Genomic DNA, 18,503 nt, shown 5'->3' with positions numbered 1-18,503 from the left:
CCATGATGAAAGGTGGCATGGCCGGCCTGATGAAGCAGGCGCAGCAGATGCAGGAAAAAATGGCCAAGATGCAGGAAGAGCTGGCCAACGCCGAAGTCACCGGTAAAGCGGGTGGCGATATGGTCACCGTGGTCATGACCGGTCGTCACGACGTCAAGCGCGTGACCATCGACCCAAGCCTGGTGGAAGGCCTGAGCGAAGACGACAAAGAGATGCTCGAAGCCGTGTTCGCGGCTGCGGTCAATGACGCCGTGCGCAAGATCGAGGCCAACAGCCAGGACAAGATGTCCGGCATGACCGCCGGCATGCAACTGCCACCGGGCATGAAGCTGCCATTCTGATTCGCGTTGACGCGTCGGATGGACTACAAAAATGCCAGGCGCCTAGCCTGGCATTTTTGTTTTTGGTGCACGGGGTGCGCTGCAAAACATCGAACGCCGGCTGTTTCCCAGGGTCTGCTGCTATAGCCCCTTAAACCTTCGCTCAAGGAGACGCTCACATGCCAGACGCATTGACCCTCAACCAACGCATCGTGCTGGTGTCGCGCCCGGTGGGCGCGCCGACCCCGGAGAACTTTCGGCTCGAGCGCGAAGCCTTGCCCGACCTGGCCGAAGGTCAGGTGCTGCTCAAGACCCTGTACCTGTCGCTCGATCCCTACATGCGCGGACGCATGAGCGACGCACCGTCCTACGCCGCCCCGGTGGCCATCGGCGAGGTCATGACCGGTGGTGCCGTCAGTCGGGTCGAGCGCTCGCTGAACCCGAAATTCCACGAAGGTGACCTGGTGGTCGGTGCCACTGGCTGGCAGAGCCACAGCATCAGCGACGGTCGGGCCCTGATCCCGGTGCCGTCCGGCTTGCCCAGCCCATCCATGGCCCTGGGCGTACTCGGCATGCCGGGCATGACCGCCTACATGGGGTTGATGGACATCGGCCAGCCCAAGGAAGGGGAGACCTTGGTCGTGGCGGCTGCTTCCGGCGCCGTGGGCTCGGTGGTGGGTCAGGTGGCGCGGATCAAGGGGCTGAAGGTGGTCGGCGTCGCCGGTGGCGCGGATAAATGCCGCTACGTGGTCGATGAGCTGGGTTTTGATGCCTGCATCGATCACAAGCGTGCGGATTTTGCCGAACAACTGGCGCAGGCGTGCGGTGCGGGTGTCGACATTTACTTTGAAAACGTTGGTGGCAAGGTGTTCGACGCGGTCCTGCCATTGCTCAATCCCAAGGCGCGGATCCCGGTGTGCGGCCTGATTGCCCAATACAACGCGCAAGAGGCGCCGCCGGGCCCGGACCGCATGCCGCTGCTGCAGCGCACCTTGCTGACCAAGCGGGTGAGGATGCAGGGGTTTATCGTGTTCGACGACTATGGCGATCGCCACTCCGAGTTTGCCAAGGCCATGGCGCCCTGGGTGCGTGACGGCAAGGTGAAGTTCCGCGAGGACGTGGTCGAAGGCCTGGAGCAGGCGCCCGAGGCCTTTATCGGCCTGCTGGAGGGGCGCAACTTCGGCAAGCTGGTGGTGCGGGTGGCCAATGACTGACCGACCGATGAGCATTTGACGCTGGCCAGAGGCGCGGGTATAAACCGCGTCTCGTTGTTTTGTCGGACCTTTGCCCATGAGCTTCAGCCCTTTGATTCGCCAACTGATCGACGCCCTGCGCACCTTGCCTGGGGTCGGCCAGAAAACTGCCCAGCGCATGGCGTTGCAACTGCTCGAACGCGACCGCAGCGGTGGCTCGCGGCTGGCGTTGGCCTTGAGCCAGGCAATGGAAGGGGTCGCCCATTGCCGCCTGTGCCGCACCCTGACCGAAGAAGAACTGTGCCCGCAGTGCTCCGACCCCCGCCGCGACGACAGCCTGCTGTGCGTGGTCGAGGGGCCGATGGACGTGTATGCCGTGGAGCAGACCGGCTTTCGCGGACGCTACTTCGTACTCAAGGGCCATTTGTCGCCGCTCGATGGCCTGGGGCCGGAAGCCATTGGCATTCCGCAATTGCTGGCGCGGATCGAAGAGGCCGGCACCTTCAGCGAAATCATCCTCGCCACCAACCCGACCGTGGAAGGCGAAGCGACCGCTCACTACATCGCCCAGTTGCTCAGCAACAAGGGCCTGATCACCTCGCGTATCGCCCACGGGGTACCGTTAGGGGGCGAGTTGGAACTGGTGGATGGCGGCACGTTGGCGCATTCGTTTGCCGGGCGTAAGCCGATCGCGTTGTAAAACATCGCCGCCTGCGGCAGTCCACATCGCCACAAATCTGTTGAAAACCAAGCAAGCGCTCGGTTAACTTCGCTGAACCTTCAGTGGAGTTCGCCGATGCCTGCCTTCCAGGAATACTTCGATCCCAGCCATGAGTTGGTCCGCGATAGCGTAAGACGTTTCGTCGAGCGCGAGATCATCCCGGACATCGACCAGTGGGAGGAGGCCGAAGGGTTTCCTCGCGAGCTCTACCTCAAGGCCGGCGCGGCGGGCATCCTGGGCATCGGTTACCCCGAAGCGCTGGGTGGCAGTCACGAGGGTGACCTGTTTGCCAAGATCGCCGCCAGTGAAGAGCTGATGCGCTGTGGCTCCGGTGGGCTGGTGGCCGGGCTGGGTTCGCTGGACATCGGACTGCCACCGATCGTCAAGTGGGCGCGGCCCGAGGTGCGCGAGCGGGTGGTGCCGCAGGTACTCAGCGGCGCAAAGATCAGCGCGCTGGCGGTCACCGAGCCCAGTGGCGGCTCCGACGTGGCCAACCTGCAGACCCGCGCCGTGCGCGACGGTGATCACTACCGGGTCAATGGCAGCAAAACCTTTATCACCAGCGGCGTGCGCGCGGACTTTTATACGGTGGCGGTGCGCACCGGCGATACAGGGTTCGGCGGCATCAGCTTGTTGCTGATCGAGCGCGACACCCCGGGGTTCAGCGTTGGGCGCCAATTGAAGAAAATGGGGTGGTGGGCCTCGGACACCGCCGAGTTGTTCTTCGACGATTGCAAAGTACCGGTGGACCACCTGATCGGTGCCGAGAACATGGGCTTTGCCTGCATCATGGGCAACTTTCAGAGTGAGCGCCTGGCGTTGGCGCTGATGGCCAACATGACCGCGCAACTGGCGCTTGAAGAGAGTCTGAAGTGGGCCCGCCAGCGCGAAGCGTTCGGCAAGCCCATTGGCAAGTTCCAGGTGCTCAAGCATCGCCTGGCGGAAATGGCCACGGCGCTGGAGGTGTCCCGGGAGTTCACCTATCGCCAGGCGGCAAAAATGGCCGCCGGGCAGAGTGTGATCAAGGAAATTTCCATGGCCAAGAACTTCGCCACCGACACCGCGGATCGCATCACCCACGACGCGGTGCAGATCCTCGGCGGCCTGGGCTATATGCGTGACAGCCTGGTGGAGCGCCTGTACCGCGATAACCGCATCCTGTCCATTGGCGGCGGCACGCGGGAGGTGATGAACGAGATCATCAGCAAGCAGATGGGGCTGTAGATTGCGCTATGGCGGCTAGCCTCATCGCTAGCAGGCTAGCTGCCACAGTGTGATCTGGCCACCCACAGGCCTCCTGTGGGAGCGGGCCGGGCGGAACCCCTATCAGCCGTTACAGCAAGAATGGATATGTACTCGCTCTAATCCAAATCCCGGTCGGCCCAGAGGTCACCACCCAAGCAGATTCTCTCTCCACAGGCGCAGATTTCGCAGTCACCCCCAAATCTGTGTGGAGCGAGCCTGCTCGCGATAGCGCCAGGACCGGCACCGCCTACTGTTCGGACAAGGCAAACTGCGTCAGGCAGAACGTCGGGATGCCCATGTCTTCCAGGCGCTGGGAGCCGCCCAGTTCTGGCAGGTCGATGATCGCCGCCGCTTCGAAAATCTTCGCTCCCATGCGCCGGGCCAGGTTGGCCGCGGCAATCAGGGTGCCGCCAGTGGCGATCAGGTCATCGAACATCAGCACCGAGTCGCCTTCGCACAGGCTGTCGGCGTGGACTTCGAGGAAGGCTTCGCCGTACTCGGTCTGGTAACCCTCGGCCAGCACGTCGGCCGGCAGCTTGCCTTGCTTGCGAAACAGCACCAGGGGTTTGTTCAGTTGATAGGCCAGCACCGAGCCGATCAGGAAACCACGGGCATCCATCGCGCCGATGTGGGTGAAGTCGGCTTCGACATAACGATGGGCAAAGCTGTCCATCACCAGGCGCAGGGCCTTGGGTGACTGGAACAACGGGGTGATGTCGCGAAAGATCACGCCAGGCTTGGGAAAGTCGATCACGGGGCGGATCAGGGATTTGATGTCGAAGGCGTCGATGAGCATCGTCGAGAGGTCCTGGCAGGCTGCAAATGCAGCAGTATAACGGCGGCCGAGCAGCTGCGCTCGACCGACCGTGCCGGGTCAGCCTTCGACGGAGCCGCCCGCCAGCGCGCACAGCTGGATCGGGTCGAGGATGTGCACTTCCTTGCCCTCGGCGGCGATCAACTGGTTCTGCTGAAAGCGGGTGAACACCCGGGACACGGTTTCCACCGCCAGACCCAGGTAGTTGCCGATTTCGTTGCGCGACATGCTCAGGCGGAACTGGTTGGCCGAGAACCCGCGTGCGCGGAAACGCGCCGAGAGGTTGACCAGGAAGGTGGCAATCCGCTCGTCCGCGGTCTTCTTCGACAGCAACAGCATCATTTGCTGGTCGTCGCGAATTTCGCGGCTCATCACCCGCATCAACTGACGGCGTAACTGCGGCAGTTGCAGGGCCAGTTCATCGAGACGCTCGAAAGGGATTTCGCACACCGAAGTGGTTTCCAGCGCCTGGGCGGACACCGGGTGGGATTCGGTGTCCATGCCCGACAGGCCGACCAGTTCACTCGGCAAGTGGAAGCCGGTGATCTGCTCTTCACCGCCGTCGCTGAGGCTGAAGGTCTTCAGGGCACCGGAACGCACGGCAAAGACCGAATCGAATCGGTCGCCCTGACGGAACAGGAACTCGCCTTTTTTCAGCGGGCGGCCCCGTTTCACGATGTCGTCCAGCGCATCCATGTCTTCCAGATTCAGCGATAGCGGAAGGCAGAGGGGGGCCAGGCTGCAATCCTTGCAGTGAGCCTGGCTGTGAGCGCGCAGTTTAACTGGCTCGGACATTTCTTAGATCCTTGTGGGAAAAAACACACATAAGACGTAAGGGTACCCCACGGGAGGACCTGGAGACCAGACTGCGGCAACTTAGTGCAGGTTATTTGTCCGTAACGTCGTCAAATGACGCGTGAAAAGCGCTGGCGGTTCTGCTGTTCCAGGTAGGCGTCGAACACCATGCAGACCGAACGCACCAGCAGGCGCCCGGCCGGCAGCACCAGGATTTTTTCGCTATCGAGCTCAATCAGGCCGTCGCTGGCCATGGCCTGCAATTGCGGCCAGAGCTCACCAAAGTAACCACGAAAGTCGAGGTTGAACTGCTGCTCGATGGTGGAGAACTGCAGATGGAAATTGCAAATCAGCTGCTGGATCACCGCCCGCCGGATCCGGTCATCCTGAGTGCAGACCAGGCCACGGCTGGTGCCCAGTTGGGAGCTGGCGAGGGCATTCTGGTACTCGCTCAGATCGCTGCTGTTCTGGCAATACAGGTCGCCGATCTGGCTGATGGCCGAGACCCCCAGGCCAATCAGGTCGCAATGGCCGTGAGTGGTGTAGCCCTGGAAGTTGCGCTGCAGGGTGGCTTCTTCCTGGGCGATGGCCAGTTCATCGTCGGGCAGGGCGAAGTGGTCCATGCCGATGTAGCGATAACCGGCGGCGGTCAATTGCTCGATGGTGCGCTGCAGCATCTGCAGTTTTTCTGCCGGGGCGGGCAGGTCGCTGCTGTTGATCCGGCGCTGCGGCATGAAGCGCTCGGGCAAGTGGGCGTAGTTGAACACCGAGAGCCGGTCCGGCTGCAGGCTGATGACTTCCTCGACGGTGCGGGCGAAGTTTTCCGCGGTCTGCTTGGGCAGGCCGTAGATCAGGTCGATGTTGATCGAACGGAATTGCAGGGTGCGCGCCGCATCGATCACCGCCCGGGTCTCTTCCAGGCTCTGCAGGCGATTGACCGCCCGTTGCACCGCCGGGTCCAGGTCCTGCAGGCCGATGCTGACCCGGTTGAACCCCAGCTCGCGCAGCAGGCCCATTGTCGACCAGTCGGCCTCGCGTGGGTCGATCTCGATCCCGTAGTCGCCGGAATCATCGTCCAGCAGGTTGAAGTGCTTGCGCAGTTGCGCCATCAACTGGCGCAGTTCGTCGTGGCTGAGGAAGGTCGGGGTGCCGCCACCGAAGTGCAGTTGCTCGACTTTCTGCTGTGGGTCCAGGTGGCAGGCCACCAGCTGGATTTCCTGCTCCAGGCGTTGCAGGTACGGCAGCGCGCGACCACGGTCCTTGGTGATGACCTTGTTGCAGGCGCAGTAGTAGCAGATGTTCGCGCAGAACGGCACATGCACGTACAGCGACAATGGCCGCTGGGCCTTGCGGCTCTCGCGCAGGGCGTGGAACAGGTCGAAGGAGCCAACCTGGCTGTGGAATTGCACCGCGGTCGGGTAGGAGGTGTAGCGAGGTCCCGCCAGGTCGTAACGGCGGATCAGATCTGTGTCCCAACGAATGGCGTCGAGCATGCGGGCATTCCCCGGATAGGCTAGCAATGTCAGCGAGTCTAGGGGGTTGCCCATGTGGGCATGTTGACTTGCATCAACGGGCGCAGCAGGCGCCTTGTTCAGTGCCCCATTAGCCAGTGCTGATGCGGCCCCGGCAGGGTCCAGATGCCAAACAGGATCACCAGCAGGCCACCGGTCATGCGCACGCTGCGCTTGCGCAACAGGGCGGTGACCCGCTCGGCCGCCAGCCCGGTGGCCAACAGCACCGGCCAGGTGCCGAGGCCAAAGGCGAGCATCAGCAGCGCGCTGTCCAGCGCATTGCCCTGGCTGGCGGACCATAGCAGGGTGCTGTACACCAGCCCGCAGGGCAGCCAGCCCCACAGGGCGCCCAGCAGCAAGGCGCGCGGCAGGCTTGATACCGGCAGCAAACGGTTGGCCACTGGCTGGATATGGCGCCACAGGCCTCGTCCCAGGCCTTCGATGCGGGTCAGGCCGCTCCACCAGCCCGCCAGGTACAGGCCCATGGCAATCAGCAGCAGGCCGGCGAGGATGCGCATGAACATCGCCGCCGGACTGTTGGCCACGGCCCACCCCGCCAGGCCGATCAGCAGGCCGGCGGTGGCGTAGCTGAGAATCCGCCCGAGGTTGTACGCCAGCAGCAGGCGAAAACGCCGACTGCGTTGTTCCTTGGGAATCGCCAGGGTCAGCGCCCCCATCAGCCCGCCACACATGCCCAGGCAGTGGCCGCCGCCGAGCAGCCCGAGGATCAGTGCCGAAACCAGCAGGGGGGCCAACTCAAGCATGGGGAGGGGTCTTGTCGGTCGGCTTGGCCGGATCCGTCGGGTGGCCGTCGGCTTCGTTGATGGCTGCCTGGTGGTTCGGATCCTGGTCGTCGAACAGGATGCTGTGGGCCGGGCCGTCGAGGTCGTCGTACTGGCCGCTGTCGACCGCCCAGAAGAAGATGTAGATAGCGATGGCGACGATCAGCAGTGCCGCCGGGATCATCACGTAGAGAGCTGGCATCGGGACTCCATGCGCGCGCGGCTCAGGCCGGCAGCGCGCGGGTGTGTGGCGGGGTGCTTGCGGGCGCGCTCGGCAGGCGAGTCAGGCGCAGGGCATTGAGCACCACGGTCAATGAACTGATGGACATGCCGACCGCGGCCCACACCGGAGTGATCCAGCCGAGGGCCGCGAAGGGCAACATGAGGCCATTGTACAGCCCAGCCCACAGCAGGTTCTCGATGATTACCCGGCGGGTCCGGCGGGCCAGGCTGAAGGCTTGCACCAGGGCGTCCAGGCGGTTGGACAGCAACACCGCATCGGCACTGGTTTTTGCCAGGTCAGTGGCCGAGCCCATGGCCACGCTGATGTCGGCGGCAGCCAGCACCGGTACATCATTGACTCCGTCGCCGAGCATCAACACCTTGTGGCCTTGCTCCTGCAATTGCTTGAGCACCTGCAGCTTGTCGTCCGGGCGCAGGCCGCCCCGGGCTTCATCGATGCCCAGTTCGGCGGCCACGCTGGCGACCATCGGCGAACTGTCGCCAGACAGCAGCAGCGTACGCCAGCCCCGGGCCTTGCAGGCGGCGAGCAGGGCGGGTGCGTCACTGCGCAGGCGGTCATCGAGGACCAGCCAGGCCAGCGCGCCATGGGCATCGCCCAGTAGCAGCCACTGCCCGGCTTCTTCAGGCATGGCCGGCACGGCACAACCGCTCAGTGCACAGACGAAAGCCGGCTGGCCGATGCGCAGGCGTTGCTCGCCGACTCGCCCCTCGAGGCCCAGGCCCGGGCTGCTGAGTACTTCTTCGGCGGCCAGTGGCGCGCGGCCGAATGCGCGGGCAATCGGGTGTTCGGAGCGGTTTTCCAGGGCGGCGGCAAGCGCCAGGCACTGGTCGCTGTCGAGACTGGCCAGGGGGCGGATCGCGCGCAATGCCAGGCGTCCCTCGGTGAGGGTGCCGGTCTTGTCGAAAATCACCGTGTCGATCTGGTTCAGGCCCTCGAGCACATGGCCGCGGGTCAGCAACAGGCCGAGCTTGTGCAGGGTGCCGGTGGCGGCAGTCAGGGCGGTGGGCGTGGCCAGCGACAACGCGCACGGGCAGGTGGCCACCAGCATCGCCAGGACGATCCAGAACGCCCGGGACGGGTCCAGTTGCCACCAGAGCAGGCCGATCGCCACGGCGGCCACCAGTGACAACAGGAGGAACCACTGCGCGGCTTTGTCGGCGATCTCCGCCAGCCGTGGTTTTTCCGCCTGGGCCCGCTCCAGCAGGCGAACGATGGCTGACAGGCGCGTGTCCTGGCCCAGGGCCAGGACTTCGACGGTCAGCGCGCCCTCGACATTCAGGGTGCCTGCGGTGACCGCATCGCCACGGGTCCGGGCCTGGGGCAGGTATTCGCCGGTCAGTAGCGACTCATCGACGCTCGACTGGCCGTCGAGAATCCGTCCGTCGGCCGGCAGGATCGCGCCGGGATGTACCAGTACCCGGTCGCCCAGGCGCAATTCGCTCAGCAGGATCCGTTCGCTCTGGCCATCGCTACTCAGGCGCAGGCAGGAAGCCGGCAACAGGTTCACCAGTTGCGCGGTGGCCGCCGCTGTACGCTCCCGGGCCCGGCGTTCCAGGTAGCGCCCGGCCAGCAGGAACAGGGCGAACATGCCGACCGCGTCGAAATACAGTTCGCCAGTGCCGGTGATCGAGGTCCAGATGCCCGCCAGGTAGGCGCCGCCAATGGCCAGCGAGACCGATACGTCCATGGTCAGGTGGCGGGTGCGCAGGTCGCGCATCGCCCCTTTGAAGAACGGCGCGCAGCTGTAGAACACAATCGGCGTGGTCAGGAACAGCGCGACCCAGCGCAGGATGGTGTGCAGTTCGGGGCTCAGGTCGATGTTGAATTCCGGCCAGGTGGCCATGGTCGCCATCATCGCCTGGAACCACAGCAGGCCGGCCACACCCAGTTGGCGCAGGGCCAGGCGGTTTTCGCTGGCCAGTTGCTCGCTGGCACGGTCGGCCTGGTAGGGGTGGGCGGCGTAGCCGATGTGGCGCAGTTCGCTGAGCAACTGACTCAGCGGCAACTGGCTATCGACCCAGCGCACGTGCAGGCGATGGTTCGACAGGTTCAGCCGCGCCTCGGCCACGGCGGGCAGGCCACGCAGGTGCTTCTCGATCAGCCAGCCACAGGCCGCGCAACTGATGCCTTCCATCAGCAAGGTGGTCTCGGCCAGGTCGCCGTCGTGGCGGACGAAGGGTTTTTGCACGTCGGCACGGTCATACAGCGCCAACTCGTCCACTAGCTGCACCGGCAAGGCTTCGGGGTTGGCCGAGGCTTCGCTGCGGTGGCTGTAGTAATGCTCCAGGCCGCCGGCGACGATCGCTTCGGCCACCGCCTGGCACCCCGGGCAGCAGAGCTCGCGGGTTTCGCCGAGAATCACGGCGGTAAACCGGCTGCCGGGCGGGACGGGCAGGGCACAGTGGTAGCAGGGGGTTGGGATGGTGGTCATGGAGTAATCACTAGTACCGCTGGATCGCTATCGTCGGATAGGGCCTCTTCGCGGGCAAGCCCGCTCCCACAGGGATCGTTGGTGGGCTGCCCGACCGCGGATCAACTGTGGGAGCGGGCTTGCCCGCGAATGCGCGAAGCGCAGTGTTTAGTTCTTCAGGTCTTCCGCGCCTTGCAGCGGTTCGTCACCCAGCAGCATGTCCTTGTCGTGGCTGACTTGTTCTTCCTCGAACATGCGCCAGATGTGATCGTCCTGGCTGCCCAGCAACTCCACGAACCGGCGGCCTTCGACCTTGTCGGTCAACTGGCCAATGTAGCGGCCTTGTTCGGTTTCGCTGCGGGTCAGGGTGATCTTGCGGTCTTTCTCTGGCTGGGTCGGCGAGATCAGGTTCAGCTCCAGTGTCTTGGGCTGGCTGTTGCCGGTCAGGTGCAGGTCGACTTCGCCGGTGACCCCGTCCAGGTGCACGCTGGCGCGCAGCAGCAGGGTCTGGGCCAGCAGTTCGCGGTCCAGGGAGCGGTTGATGCCTTTGCCGGCCTCGTAGTAATTGTCATTGACCAGGTTGTCCGGGTTGTTCACCGCGATGGTCACCATCGACAGGGTCAGCGTCACCGAACAGGCCAGGATCGCGATGATGATCCAGGGCCAGAGGTGCTTGTACCAAGGGCTGGTGGCATTTGCTGCAGGCATGATGACTTCTCTCAACGAATTTGTGGGCCGATGAATCGGCTCTTGGCTTCAACGTGGACGCTGTCGTCGTCGGCATCCTTGAGGATGAACTTCACCTCGTTGGTGCTCGACGGCAGTTGTTCCGGTGCACTCGATAACTCGACCGGCATGCTGACAATCTCCCCTGCGGCGACCTTGATCTCACGCTTGCCTTGCAGCTTGAGGTCCGGCAGGCCGGCGGCTTCCAGCAGGTAAGTATGGTCGCGCTGGTCCTTGTTCATGACTTTGAGGCTGTAGACGTTCTCGATTCGCCCTTCGGCGTTCTCGCGGTACAGCACGCGGTCCTTGCTGACGTCGAAACCCACCAGTGGGCGCATGAAGAACGCGGTCACCAGGAGGCTGATCATCGCCAGCAGCACCAGCGCATAGCCGATCAGGCGCGGCCGCAGTTTATGGGTTTTCTGCCCGGACAGGTTGTGCTCGGTGGTGTAGCTGATCAGGCCGCGGGGGTAGTCCATCTTGTCCATGATGCTGTCGCAGGCGTCGATGCACGCCGCACAGCCGATGCACTCGATCTGCAGGCCGTCGCGGATGTCGATGCCGGTCGGGCACACCTGTACGCACATGGTGCAGTCGATGCAGTCACCCAGGCCCTGAGCCTTGTAGTCCACGCCTTTCTTGCGCGGGCCACGGGCTTCGCCACGGCGCGGGTCGTAGGAAACAATCAGCGTGTCCTTGTCGAACATCACACTCTGGAAGCGTGCGTACGGGCACATGTAAATGCACACCTGCTCGCGCAGCCAGCCAGCGTTGCCGTAGGTGGCGAGGGTGAAGAAGCCGACCCAGAAGTACGACCAGCCATCGGCCTGGCCGGTGAAAAAGTCGATGACCAGCTCGCGAATCGGCGAGAAATAGCCGACGAAGGTCATGCCAGTGACGAAGCCGATCAGCAGCCACAGGCTGTGTTTGCTGAACTTGCGCAGGAGCTTGTTGGCGCTCATCGGCGCCTTGTCCAGCTTGATGCGTTGGTTGCGGTCGCCTTCGGTGACCTTCTCGCACCACATGAAGATCCAGGTCCAGACGCTCTGCGGGCAGGTATAGCCGCACCAGATACGTCCGGCGTACACGGTAATGAAGAACAGGCCGAAGGCGGCAATGATCAGCAGGCCCGAGAGCAGGATGAAGTCCTGCGGCCAGAAGGTGGCGCCGAAAATGAAGAACTTACGCTCCGGCAGGTTCCACCACACCGCCTGGTGGCCGCCCCAGTTCAGCCACACCGTACCGAAATACAGCAGGAACAGGCCGGCACCCCCCATCATCCGCAGATTGCGGAACAGGCCGGTGAAGGCGCGGGTGTAGATTTTTTCTCGTGAGGCGTAAAGGTCGACGCTGTTGTTCGCGTTCTTGGCAGGCGGAGTAACGTCGTGTACCGGAATCTGATTGCTCATCATTGCATCCCACGGCAGTGGAAAAATGCCTCGGTCAGTACATGCCGACCGCGGTCAAAAAGGCTGTTGCAGTGGCGCAATGATACGCCTGAAGCTCTAGCGCAAGGGTGCGACCTTTGGTCGCGTTGGGAAAAGAGGGTGGATGGTGTAGCAAATGTAACAAATCATGATGCAGGTCAATTGACTTGTTCAGTATGGACGATTTTCCCCTCCCGATCCTCGTGCCTGGCCAGTAGCGTTGCCATCAGCGTTGAAACATCGGCACTTGATTAAGTGCAGCCGGGGGTTTGTTTCATTTTCCCAAGGGGCAGTAAGTTGGTGGCGAGCCAGGATCGACCTGGCTCACTCACCTTAGCCCTTTATGAAAATGGAATTTTATGAAGCTCATTAATTGTTACAAGTTAGCCACCGTGCTCGGGCTCTTCTGTTGGGCGCCCGGCGCATTCAGTGCGCAGGTGACTGAATCACCTAGGCACCTGGTCTTTACCTCCGACCCCCAGTATCCCTGGACCGAAAGCTCCGATGACGGCTCGCCTGAATCAGACTCACAGCGCGACAGCCGCTCGAAATGGTTGATCGATAGCCAATACGCCGACATTGCCGATTTCCGCAGGAACTTTGGGGGTGCCCAGCGGGTGCCGGTGATGATCAATGGCGATCTCACCGCCTTTGGTCATGGCTGGCAACGCTCGGCACTGATGCCCATCCTTGACGCGAGGCTGGAGGGACTCTACGACTACGGGCTGGGCAATCACGACTACGAAAACAACGTGGACGATTGTTTTCTCAACAGCTGTGCGGCCGACAGTATCGAGGCGTTCAAGCAGCGTTACTGGGGCAAGGTCGACAGCCTGGACTTCGGCGTGCGGGTCGCGGGGCGCACCGAGATCTATTACGGCAGCCTGGCGTATTCACGCAATCTGGGTGATGTGCACTTGGTGCAGTTGCACAACGAGCCGACCTATTCGGCGAACTTCAGCTCCGGAGTGCCCCTCATCAGCCCCAAGGCGTTCGAAATCAACGATGCGCTGGACTGGCTCGAAGGCGACCTGAAGAAGGCTCGGGAGCAGGGTCGAATCATTATTCTCAACCTGCACAAGCCGCGGGGATGGGCCGGCAGCGAACAGCAGATTACCCGGTTCAGAACCATGATCGAGACCTACAAGGTCACGGCGGTGTTTGCCGGGCACTATCACGACTACTCGGGGCGGTACTGGAATGCGACCGGTGAGTTCGGTCAGGTGCCGGTGTTTCTCAGTGGTTCGGCTTCACAGCAGAGCTACCTGATCGCCAGTTTTGCGGCGGATCGCCAATCGCTGACGATTCATCGCGTCAAAGGCAACAACTGGCCCAGTCGTCAGGTCGAGTCGGTGATAGACGTGCGGTATTGAGGGGCGGCGGCCCCCACAAAACAAACGGCCCCGTCAGGTGACTGACGGGGCCGTTTGTTGTTGCATCAAGCGTTTGCCTTACTCGGCGTCCGCTGCCTTCTCGCTGTGCGACAGGCTGTAGACGTAAGCGGCCAGCAGGTGAACCTTGTCGTTACCCTGCATTTGCTCTTGCGCAGGCATCTGGCCCTGACGGCCGTAACGGATGGTCTGCTGCAGTTGAGCGAAGCTCGAACCGTAGATGAACGCGCCCGGGTGAGTCAGGTCAGGTGCGCCCATGGCTGGCGTGCCTTTGCCCGCAGGGCCGTGACAGGCCACGCAGTTGGCGGCGAACAGCTTCTGGCCGGCAACCGGGTCGGCTTTGCTGCCTTCTGGCAGTTTGCGGCCATCGAGGTTGGTCAGGACATAGGCAGCCACGTCGCTGACACCTTGTTCACCGATCACTTCAGCCCAGGCTGGCATCACGGCGTGACGACCGCCCAGGATGGTGGCCTTGATTTCCGCTGGCGAACCGCCCCAGCGCCAGTCGGCGTCGGTCAGGTTCGGGAAGCCATAAGCGCCCTTGGCGTCGGAGCCGTGGCAAACCGAGCAGTTGGAGGCGAACAGGCGGCCACCCATCTTCAGGGCTTGTGGGTCCTTGGCGACTTCTTCGATCGGCATGGCAGCGAACTTGGCGAAGATCGGACCGAACTTGGCGTCCGACTTGGCCATTTCCTTTTCCCACTCGTGAACGCCGGTCCAGCCGGACTGGCCGTTGGCGAACGGGGTCTGCTTCTCGTTATCGAGGTAGCTGTAACCCGGCAGCAGGCCTTTCCAGTTGCCCAGGCCCGGGTACAGAACCAGGTAGCCGAGGGCGAAGACGATGGTGCCGACGAACAGCATGAACCACCATTTCGGCAGCGGGTTGTCGTACTCCTCGATCCCGTCGAAGGAGTGGCCAACCGTCTCATCTGTCTGTTCGCTGCGCTGGCCCTTGCGGGTCGACAGCAGCAGCCAGGTCAGGGCGAAGATGGTACCCAGACTGAGGACTGTGACGTACAGACTCCAGAACGTAGTCATTCTTTGTTACTCCTAGAAGCTTGCTCGACGTGCTTGATGGCTTCGGGATCATCCGCGAAAGGCAGCAAGGTCGCGTCTTCAAACTCGGATTTGCGCTTGGGGCTGAACACCCACAAGGCCAGACCGATAAAGGCAACCATCACGACAACGGTGCCCAGGCCACGAATCATCCCGATATCCATCTAAATCACCGTTTGCTTTTGATGATGGTGCCCAGGCCTTGCAGATAGGCCACCAGCGCGTCCATTTCGGTTTTGCCCTTCACAGCATCCTTGGCGCCGGCGATGTCTTCGTCGGTGTAAGGGACGCCGAGCGTGCGCAAGACTTCCATTTTCTTCGCGGTGTCTTTGCCGTCGAGCTTGTTTTCCACGAGGAACGGGTAGGCCGGCATTTTCGACTCAGGCACTACGTTGCGCGGGTTGTACAAGTGCGCACGCTGCCAGTCATCGGAGTAACGACCGCCGACTCGGGCCAGGTCCGGACCGGTACGTTTGGAGCCCCACAGGAATGGGTGGTCCCAGACGCTTTCACCGGCTACCGAGTAGTGGCCATAACGTTCGGTTTCAGCGCGGAACGGACGGATCATCTGCGAGTGGCAGCCGACACAACCGTTGGCGATGTAGACGTCGCGGCCTTCCAGTTCAAGGGCGGTACGTGGCTTCATGCCTTCGACCGGCTTGTTGGTGACATCCTGGAAAAACAGCGGGACGATCTGGGTCAGGCCGCCGATGCTGACGGCGATGACCATGAAGAAGGCCAGCAGGCCAATATTCTTCTCGACTGCTTCATGCTTCATCAGTGAGCTCCAACTACAGCAATCTGTTCGGCGGCTTTGGCTTCTGCCGGGTTCGAGGCACGTACGGTACGGAATACGTTGTAGGCCATGAACAGCATGCCGCTAGCGAAGAATGCACCGCCCAGGGCGCGAACGATAAAGCCCGGGTGGCTGGCTTGCAGCGCTTCAACGAACGAGTAGGTCAGGGTGCCGTCGTCGTTGATTGCACGCCACATCAGACCCTGGGTGATGCCGTTGACCCACATCGAAGCGATGTAGAGCACGGTACCGATGGTCGCGAGCCAGAAGTGCGTGTTGATCAGGCCGGTGCTGTGCATCTGCGCACGACCGAACAGTTTCGGGATCATGTGGTAGATCGCGCCGATCGAGATCATCGCTACCCAGCCCAAGGCACCGGCGTGTACGTGGCCGATGGTCCAGTCGGTGTAGTGCGACAGCGAGTTGACGGTCTTGATGGCCATCATCGGGCCTTCGAAGGTCGACATGCCGTAGAACGCCAGGGACACCACCAGGAAGCGCAGGATCGGGTCGGTGCGCAGCTTATGCCAGGCGCCCGACAGGGTCATCATGCCGTTGATCATGCCGCCCCAGCTCGGGGCCAGCAGGATGATCGACATCGCCATGCCCAGGGACTGAGCCCAGTCCGGCAGTGCGGTGTAGTGCAGGTGGTGCGGGCCTGCCCAGATGTACAGGGTGATCAGGGCCCAGAAGTGCACGATCGACAGGCGATACGAGTAGATCGGACGCTCGGCCTGTTTCGGCACGAAGTAGTACATCATCCCCAGGAAGCCGGTGGTCAGGAAGAAACCTACCGCGTTGTGGCCGTACCACCACTGGATCATGGCATCGGTCGCACCGGCATAGGCCGAGTAGGACTTGAAGAAGCTGACCGGCAGGGAGGCGTGGTTGACGATGTGCAGCATCGCCGTCACGACGATGAAGGCACCGTAGAACCAGTTACCGACGTAGATGTGCTTGGTCTTACGCTTGGTGATGGTGCCGAAGAACACCAGACCGTAGGTAACCCAGACGATAGCCAGCAGGATAGCCAGAGGCCATTCCAGTTCCGCGTATTCCTTGGTGGTGGTGTAACCCAGCGGCAAGGTAACAATCGCGCCGACGATCACCGCTTGCCAACCCCAGAAGGTGAAGGCCGCGAGGCTGTCGGAAATCAGTCGCGTTTGGCAGGTTCGCTGCACGACGTAATAAGAAGTGGCAAACAATGCACAACCACCGAAGGCAAAGATCACCAGGTTGGTGTGCAGTGGGCGCAGGCGTCCAAAGCTCGTCCATGGCAGACCGAAGTTCAACTCCGGCCAGACCAGTTGCGAGGCGATGAAGACACCGAGCCCCATGCCAAGGATCCCCCAGACCACCGTCATGATGGCGAACTGGCGGACTACCTTATAGTTATAAGCAGTCGGACTGATTGCTGTGCTCATTCTAAGGTTCCACGGTTTGGGTGTTTTATTAGGGATAAAAATCGGCCGCAAGTATGGAGAAAGCGGGGGGTCATTGCAACGCGCCATGACCTGCGTCAATGCTTTCAAAAGCTGATTCTGCGGCCTTTCCATGCGCCGCGTAGGGACAAATTTGCCCAGGGGGAAAATGTCCCGGCAGAGGAAAGAGGCGAGGGGGTCGGGTCAGTTGTAACTGGGTGTGTTCAAACGAGGCGTGCAGGTGACAGACGGCAACTTGGACGACAGCCGGTATCTACCGGCCTTTGCGGCCTTTCATCGAACCGAAACGTCGAACCCATCCTCAACGGTTGACCTGTGACCAGCCTTTGCCAGTCCGCTTGGCAGCAAGCTTAGACCCGAATCTGCCGGACGCAAAGGCAGACCTTTTGGGGGTGCGACAATGCGTCGCAAAGAGGGAGGGAACTGTCGCACCAGGAAGGTGCGACAGTAATGCGGTTGCGAGTTATTCGCTTTTGCTATCGGCCTGCAGCGGCTGGGCGCTGGTGCCGTGGGAGAGGCTGTAGACGTACGCCGCCAGCAATTGCACTTTGTCATTGCCGAGTAGTTCGTTCTGCGCCGGCATGTGGCCCTGGCGACCATGGCGAATGGTCTGTTGCAACTGGGCCAGGCTGGTGCCGTAGATGAACCCCGCCGGGTGCGTCAGGTTTGGCGCGCCCATCAGCTCCATGCCCTGGCCATTGGCGCCGTGACAGGCTACGCACGTGGTGCTGTACGCTTGCTGTCCAGCGGCCAGGTCGGCACCGCTGTCCGCTGGCAATGGCAGGCCGGCGAGTTCGTGGCGCACATAGGCCGCGACGTTTTTCACCCCGGCATCCCCCAGGACTTCACCCCAGGCCGGCATCGCTGCCATCCGCCCACCCATGATGGTGGTCTTGATCGCTTGCGCGCTGCCGCCCCAGCGCCAGTCGCTGTCCGCCAGGTTGGGGAAGCCGAAGGCACCCTTGGCATCCGAGCCGTGGCACACCGAGCAGTTGGAGGCGAACAGGCGTCCGCCCATCTTCAGTGCTTGTGGGTCCTTGGCCACTTCTTCCACGGGCATGGCTGCAAATTTGGCGAAGATCGGCCCAAACTTGGCATCGGCCTTGGCCATTTCCTTGTCCCATTCCTTGGTCTGGGTCCAACCGTCCTGATAGCCCGGCAGGACGCCTTTCCAGTTGCCCAGGCCCGGGTAGAGGATCAGGTAGCCCACGGCAAACACCAGTGTCCCGGCGAACAGCAGGAACCACCACTGGGGCAGCGGGTTGTCATATTCCTCGATGCCGTCGAAGGCATGGCCCATGGTCTGGTCGACACTGCCCTTGGTCTCACCCTTGCGGGTGCCGACCAGCAGCCAGGTCAGGCCGATCAGGCTGCCGATGGTCAGTACGCAGATCCACGTACTCCAGAAGGTGGTCATGGCCGGGTACTCCTTGTTGCAGGTTCTTGAGTGCTGGCGTCTTCGGCCAGGGGTTCATCGGCAAACGGCAGCAGGCGGGCTTCGGCGAATTGCGCGCTGCGCTTGCTGTTGAACACCCACAGGGTCAGGCCGATAAAGGCCACGAACACCACGACGGTGCCCAGGCCGCGGATCATTCCAGTGCTGATTACGCTCAATATTTCATAGGGCATG

The 18,503-nt window shown here is 62.3% G+C and carries 19 protein-coding genes; 5 read left to right on the top strand and 14 right to left on the bottom strand.

Annotated features, from left to right (window positions below; all coding sequences use genetic code 11):
- Nucleotides 1-2 precede the first annotated feature (2 nt).
- The 4 genes from H7995_RS07325 to H7995_RS07310 all read left to right on the top strand — a co-directional run bounded on the left by H7995_RS07325 (nt 3) and on the right by H7995_RS07310 (nt 3,458).
- Nucleotides 3-341, top strand: a complete 339-nt coding sequence (locus H7995_RS07325) for a YbaB/EbfC family nucleoid-associated protein (RefSeq protein WP_008028561.1) — start codon at nt 3-5, stop codon at nt 339-341.
- Nucleotides 342-499: 158 nt separating this feature from the next.
- The gene (locus H7995_RS07320; protein ID WP_166590101.1) at nt 500-1,534 is read left to right on the top strand and encodes an NADP-dependent oxidoreductase; all 1,035 of its coding nucleotides are present in this window, start codon (nt 500-502) and stop codon (nt 1,532-1,534) included.
- 76 nt (nt 1,535-1,610) lie between these two features.
- A complete protein-coding gene (gene recR, locus H7995_RS07315; protein WP_185818171.1) occupies nt 1,611-2,213 on the top strand; it encodes a recombination mediator RecR in 603 nt (200 codons plus the stop codon).
- 96 nt (nt 2,214-2,309) lie between these two features.
- Nucleotides 2,310-3,458: an acyl-CoA dehydrogenase family protein gene (locus H7995_RS07310; RefSeq protein WP_166590103.1), complete on the top strand. Its 1,149-nt coding sequence runs from the start codon at nt 2,310-2,312 to the stop codon at nt 3,456-3,458.
- Nucleotides 3,459-3,726: 268 nt separating this feature from the next.
- On the opposite strand, the gene H7995_RS07305 is transcribed toward H7995_RS07310, so the two are convergent.
- The 8 genes from H7995_RS07305 to ccoG form a co-directional block, all read right to left on the bottom strand.
- Nucleotides 3,727-4,275 carry an adenine phosphoribosyltransferase gene (locus tag H7995_RS07305; protein ID WP_166590104.1) on the bottom strand — a complete coding sequence of 183 codons (549 nt, stop codon included), beginning with the start codon at nt 4,273-4,275 and terminating at the stop codon, nt 3,727-3,729.
- A gap of 78 nt (nt 4,276-4,353) precedes the next feature.
- Nucleotides 4,354-5,088 (bottom strand): fumarate/nitrate reduction transcriptional regulator Fnr, encoded by a 735-nt coding sequence (fnr, locus tag H7995_RS07300; RefSeq protein ID WP_095165381.1) that lies wholly within the window; start codon nt 5,086-5,088, stop codon nt 4,354-4,356.
- Nucleotides 5,089-5,198: 110 nt separating this feature from the next.
- Entirely contained in the window at nt 5,199-6,581 is a 1,383-nt protein-coding gene (gene hemN, locus H7995_RS07295) for an oxygen-independent coproporphyrinogen III oxidase (protein ID WP_185818170.1), read from the bottom strand.
- A gap of 98 nt (nt 6,582-6,679) precedes the next feature.
- Nucleotides 6,680-7,363 (bottom strand): sulfite exporter TauE/SafE family protein, encoded by a 684-nt coding sequence (locus H7995_RS07290; protein WP_182341364.1) that lies wholly within the window; start codon nt 7,361-7,363, stop codon nt 6,680-6,682.
- Nucleotides 7,356-7,583, bottom strand: a complete 228-nt coding sequence (gene ccoS, locus H7995_RS07285; RefSeq protein WP_095165375.1) for a cbb3-type cytochrome oxidase assembly protein CcoS — start codon at nt 7,581-7,583, stop codon at nt 7,356-7,358. The genes H7995_RS07290 and ccoS overlap by 8 nt, the downstream gene beginning before the upstream one ends.
- Nucleotides 7,584-7,605: 22 nt before the next feature.
- A complete protein-coding gene (locus H7995_RS07280) occupies nt 7,606-10,056 on the bottom strand; it encodes a heavy metal translocating P-type ATPase (RefSeq protein ID WP_166590107.1) in 2,451 nt (816 codons plus the stop codon).
- Nucleotides 10,057-10,203: 147 nt separating this feature from the next.
- Complete coding sequence (locus tag H7995_RS07275) at nt 10,204-10,743, bottom strand: FixH family protein (protein ID WP_166590108.1); 540 nt, start codon at nt 10,741-10,743, stop codon at nt 10,204-10,206.
- Nucleotides 10,744-10,754: 11 nt separating this feature from the next.
- Complete coding sequence (gene ccoG / locus H7995_RS07270; RefSeq protein ID WP_166590109.1) at nt 10,755-12,170, bottom strand: cytochrome c oxidase accessory protein CcoG; 1,416 nt, start codon at nt 12,168-12,170, stop codon at nt 10,755-10,757.
- A gap of 455 nt (nt 12,171-12,625) precedes the next feature.
- Here ccoG and H7995_RS07265 point away from each other — a divergent pair, with 455 nt between their 5' ends.
- On the top strand, nt 12,626-13,561 hold the full coding sequence (locus H7995_RS07265) for a metallophosphoesterase family protein (RefSeq protein WP_342345328.1): 936 nt from the start codon (nt 12,626-12,628) through the stop codon (nt 13,559-13,561).
- 78 nt (nt 13,562-13,639) lie between these two features.
- On the opposite strand, the gene ccoP (H7995_RS07260) is transcribed toward H7995_RS07265, so the two are convergent.
- The 6 genes from ccoP (H7995_RS07260) to H7995_RS07235 form a co-directional block, all read right to left on the bottom strand.
- Nucleotides 13,640-14,617, bottom strand: a complete 978-nt coding sequence (ccoP, locus tag H7995_RS07260) for a cytochrome-c oxidase, cbb3-type subunit III (RefSeq protein WP_166590111.1) — start codon at nt 14,615-14,617, stop codon at nt 13,640-13,642.
- Complete coding sequence (locus H7995_RS07255) at nt 14,614-14,799, bottom strand: CcoQ/FixQ family Cbb3-type cytochrome c oxidase assembly chaperone (protein WP_003175465.1); 186 nt, start codon at nt 14,797-14,799, stop codon at nt 14,614-14,616. Before H7995_RS07255 ends, ccoP (H7995_RS07260) begins: the two co-directional genes overlap by 4 nt.
- A 5-nt stretch (nt 14,800-14,804) precedes the next feature.
- Nucleotides 14,805-15,413 (bottom strand): cytochrome-c oxidase, cbb3-type subunit II, encoded by a 609-nt coding sequence (gene ccoO / locus H7995_RS07250; protein ID WP_009042961.1) that lies wholly within the window; start codon nt 15,411-15,413, stop codon nt 14,805-14,807.
- Nucleotides 15,413-16,855, bottom strand: a complete 1,443-nt coding sequence (gene ccoN, locus H7995_RS07245) for a cytochrome-c oxidase, cbb3-type subunit I (protein WP_095165365.1) — start codon at nt 16,853-16,855, stop codon at nt 15,413-15,415. Before ccoN ends, ccoO begins: the two co-directional genes overlap by 1 nt.
- 481 nt (nt 16,856-17,336) lie before the next feature.
- On the bottom strand, nt 17,337-18,290 hold the full coding sequence (gene ccoP, locus H7995_RS07240) for a cytochrome-c oxidase, cbb3-type subunit III (RefSeq protein ID WP_166590112.1): 954 nt from the start codon (nt 18,288-18,290) through the stop codon (nt 17,337-17,339).
- A complete protein-coding gene (locus tag H7995_RS07235; RefSeq protein ID WP_095165361.1) occupies nt 18,287-18,502 on the bottom strand; it encodes a cbb3-type cytochrome oxidase subunit 3 in 216 nt (71 codons plus the stop codon). Before H7995_RS07235 ends, ccoP (H7995_RS07240) begins: the two co-directional genes overlap by 4 nt.
- Between the last annotated feature and the right edge of the window lies 1 nt (nt 18,503).

This window comes from Pseudomonas kielensis, assembly GCF_014236655.1.
GTDB classification, from domain to species: Bacteria; Pseudomonadota; Gammaproteobacteria; order Pseudomonadales; family Pseudomonadaceae; genus Aquipseudomonas; species Aquipseudomonas kielensis.
Note: the sequence above shows the minus strand (reverse complement) of the source record. Positions and strands in the feature narration are given on the sequence as shown.

Bases quoted from the DNA above. Each gene is read 5' to 3' on its own strand.
- H7995_RS07325 (WP_008028561.1), top strand. From the start codon at position 3: ATGATGAAAGGTGGCATGGCCGGCCTGATGAAGCAGGCGCAGCAGATG.
- fnr (WP_095165381.1), bottom strand. From the start codon at position 5,088: ATGTCCGAGCCAGTTAAACTGCGCGCTCACAGCCAGGCTCACTGCAAG.
- ccoO (WP_009042961.1), bottom strand. From the start codon at position 15,413: ATGAAGCATGAAGCAGTCGAGAAGAATATTGGCCTGCTGGCCTTCTTC.
- recR (WP_185818171.1), top strand. From the start codon at position 1,611: ATGAGCTTCAGCCCTTTGATTCGCCAACTGATCGACGCCCTGCGCACC.
- hemN (WP_185818170.1), bottom strand. From the start codon at position 6,581: ATGCTCGACGCCATTCGTTGGGACACAGATCTGATCCGCCGTTACGAC.
- ccoP (WP_166590111.1), bottom strand. From the start codon at position 14,617: ATGACTACGTTCTGGAGTCTGTACGTCACAGTCCTCAGTCTGGGTACC.
- H7995_RS07290 (WP_182341364.1), bottom strand. From the start codon at position 7,363: ATGCTTGAGTTGGCCCCCCTGCTGGTTTCGGCACTGATCCTCGGGCTG.
- ccoG (WP_166590109.1), bottom strand. From the start codon at position 12,170: ATGAGCAATCAGATTCCGGTACACGACGTTACTCCGCCTGCCAAGAAC.
- H7995_RS07235 (WP_095165361.1), bottom strand. From the start codon at position 18,502: ATGCCCTATGAAATATTGAGCGTAATCAGCACTGGAATGATCCGCGGC.
- ccoP (WP_166590112.1), bottom strand. From the start codon at position 18,290: ATGACCACCTTCTGGAGTACGTGGATCTGCGTACTGACCATCGGCAGC.
- ccoN (WP_095165365.1), bottom strand. From the start codon at position 16,855: ATGAGCACAGCAATCAGTCCGACTGCTTATAACTATAAGGTAGTCCGC.
- H7995_RS07275 (WP_166590108.1), bottom strand. From the start codon at position 10,743: ATGCCTGCAGCAAATGCCACCAGCCCTTGGTACAAGCACCTCTGGCCC.
- H7995_RS07255 (WP_003175465.1), bottom strand. From the start codon at position 14,799: ATGGATATCGGGATGATTCGTGGCCTGGGCACCGTTGTCGTGATGGTT.
- H7995_RS07320 (WP_166590101.1), top strand. From the start codon at position 500: ATGCCAGACGCATTGACCCTCAACCAACGCATCGTGCTGGTGTCGCGC.
- H7995_RS07280 (WP_166590107.1), bottom strand. From the start codon at position 10,056: ATGACCACCATCCCAACCCCCTGCTACCACTGTGCCCTGCCCGTCCCG.
- ccoS (WP_095165375.1), bottom strand. From the start codon at position 7,583: ATGCCAGCTCTCTACGTGATGATCCCGGCGGCACTGCTGATCGTCGCC.
- H7995_RS07305 (WP_166590104.1), bottom strand. From the start codon at position 4,275: ATGCTCATCGACGCCTTCGACATCAAATCCCTGATCCGCCCCGTGATC.
- H7995_RS07310 (WP_166590103.1), top strand. From the start codon at position 2,310: ATGCCTGCCTTCCAGGAATACTTCGATCCCAGCCATGAGTTGGTCCGC.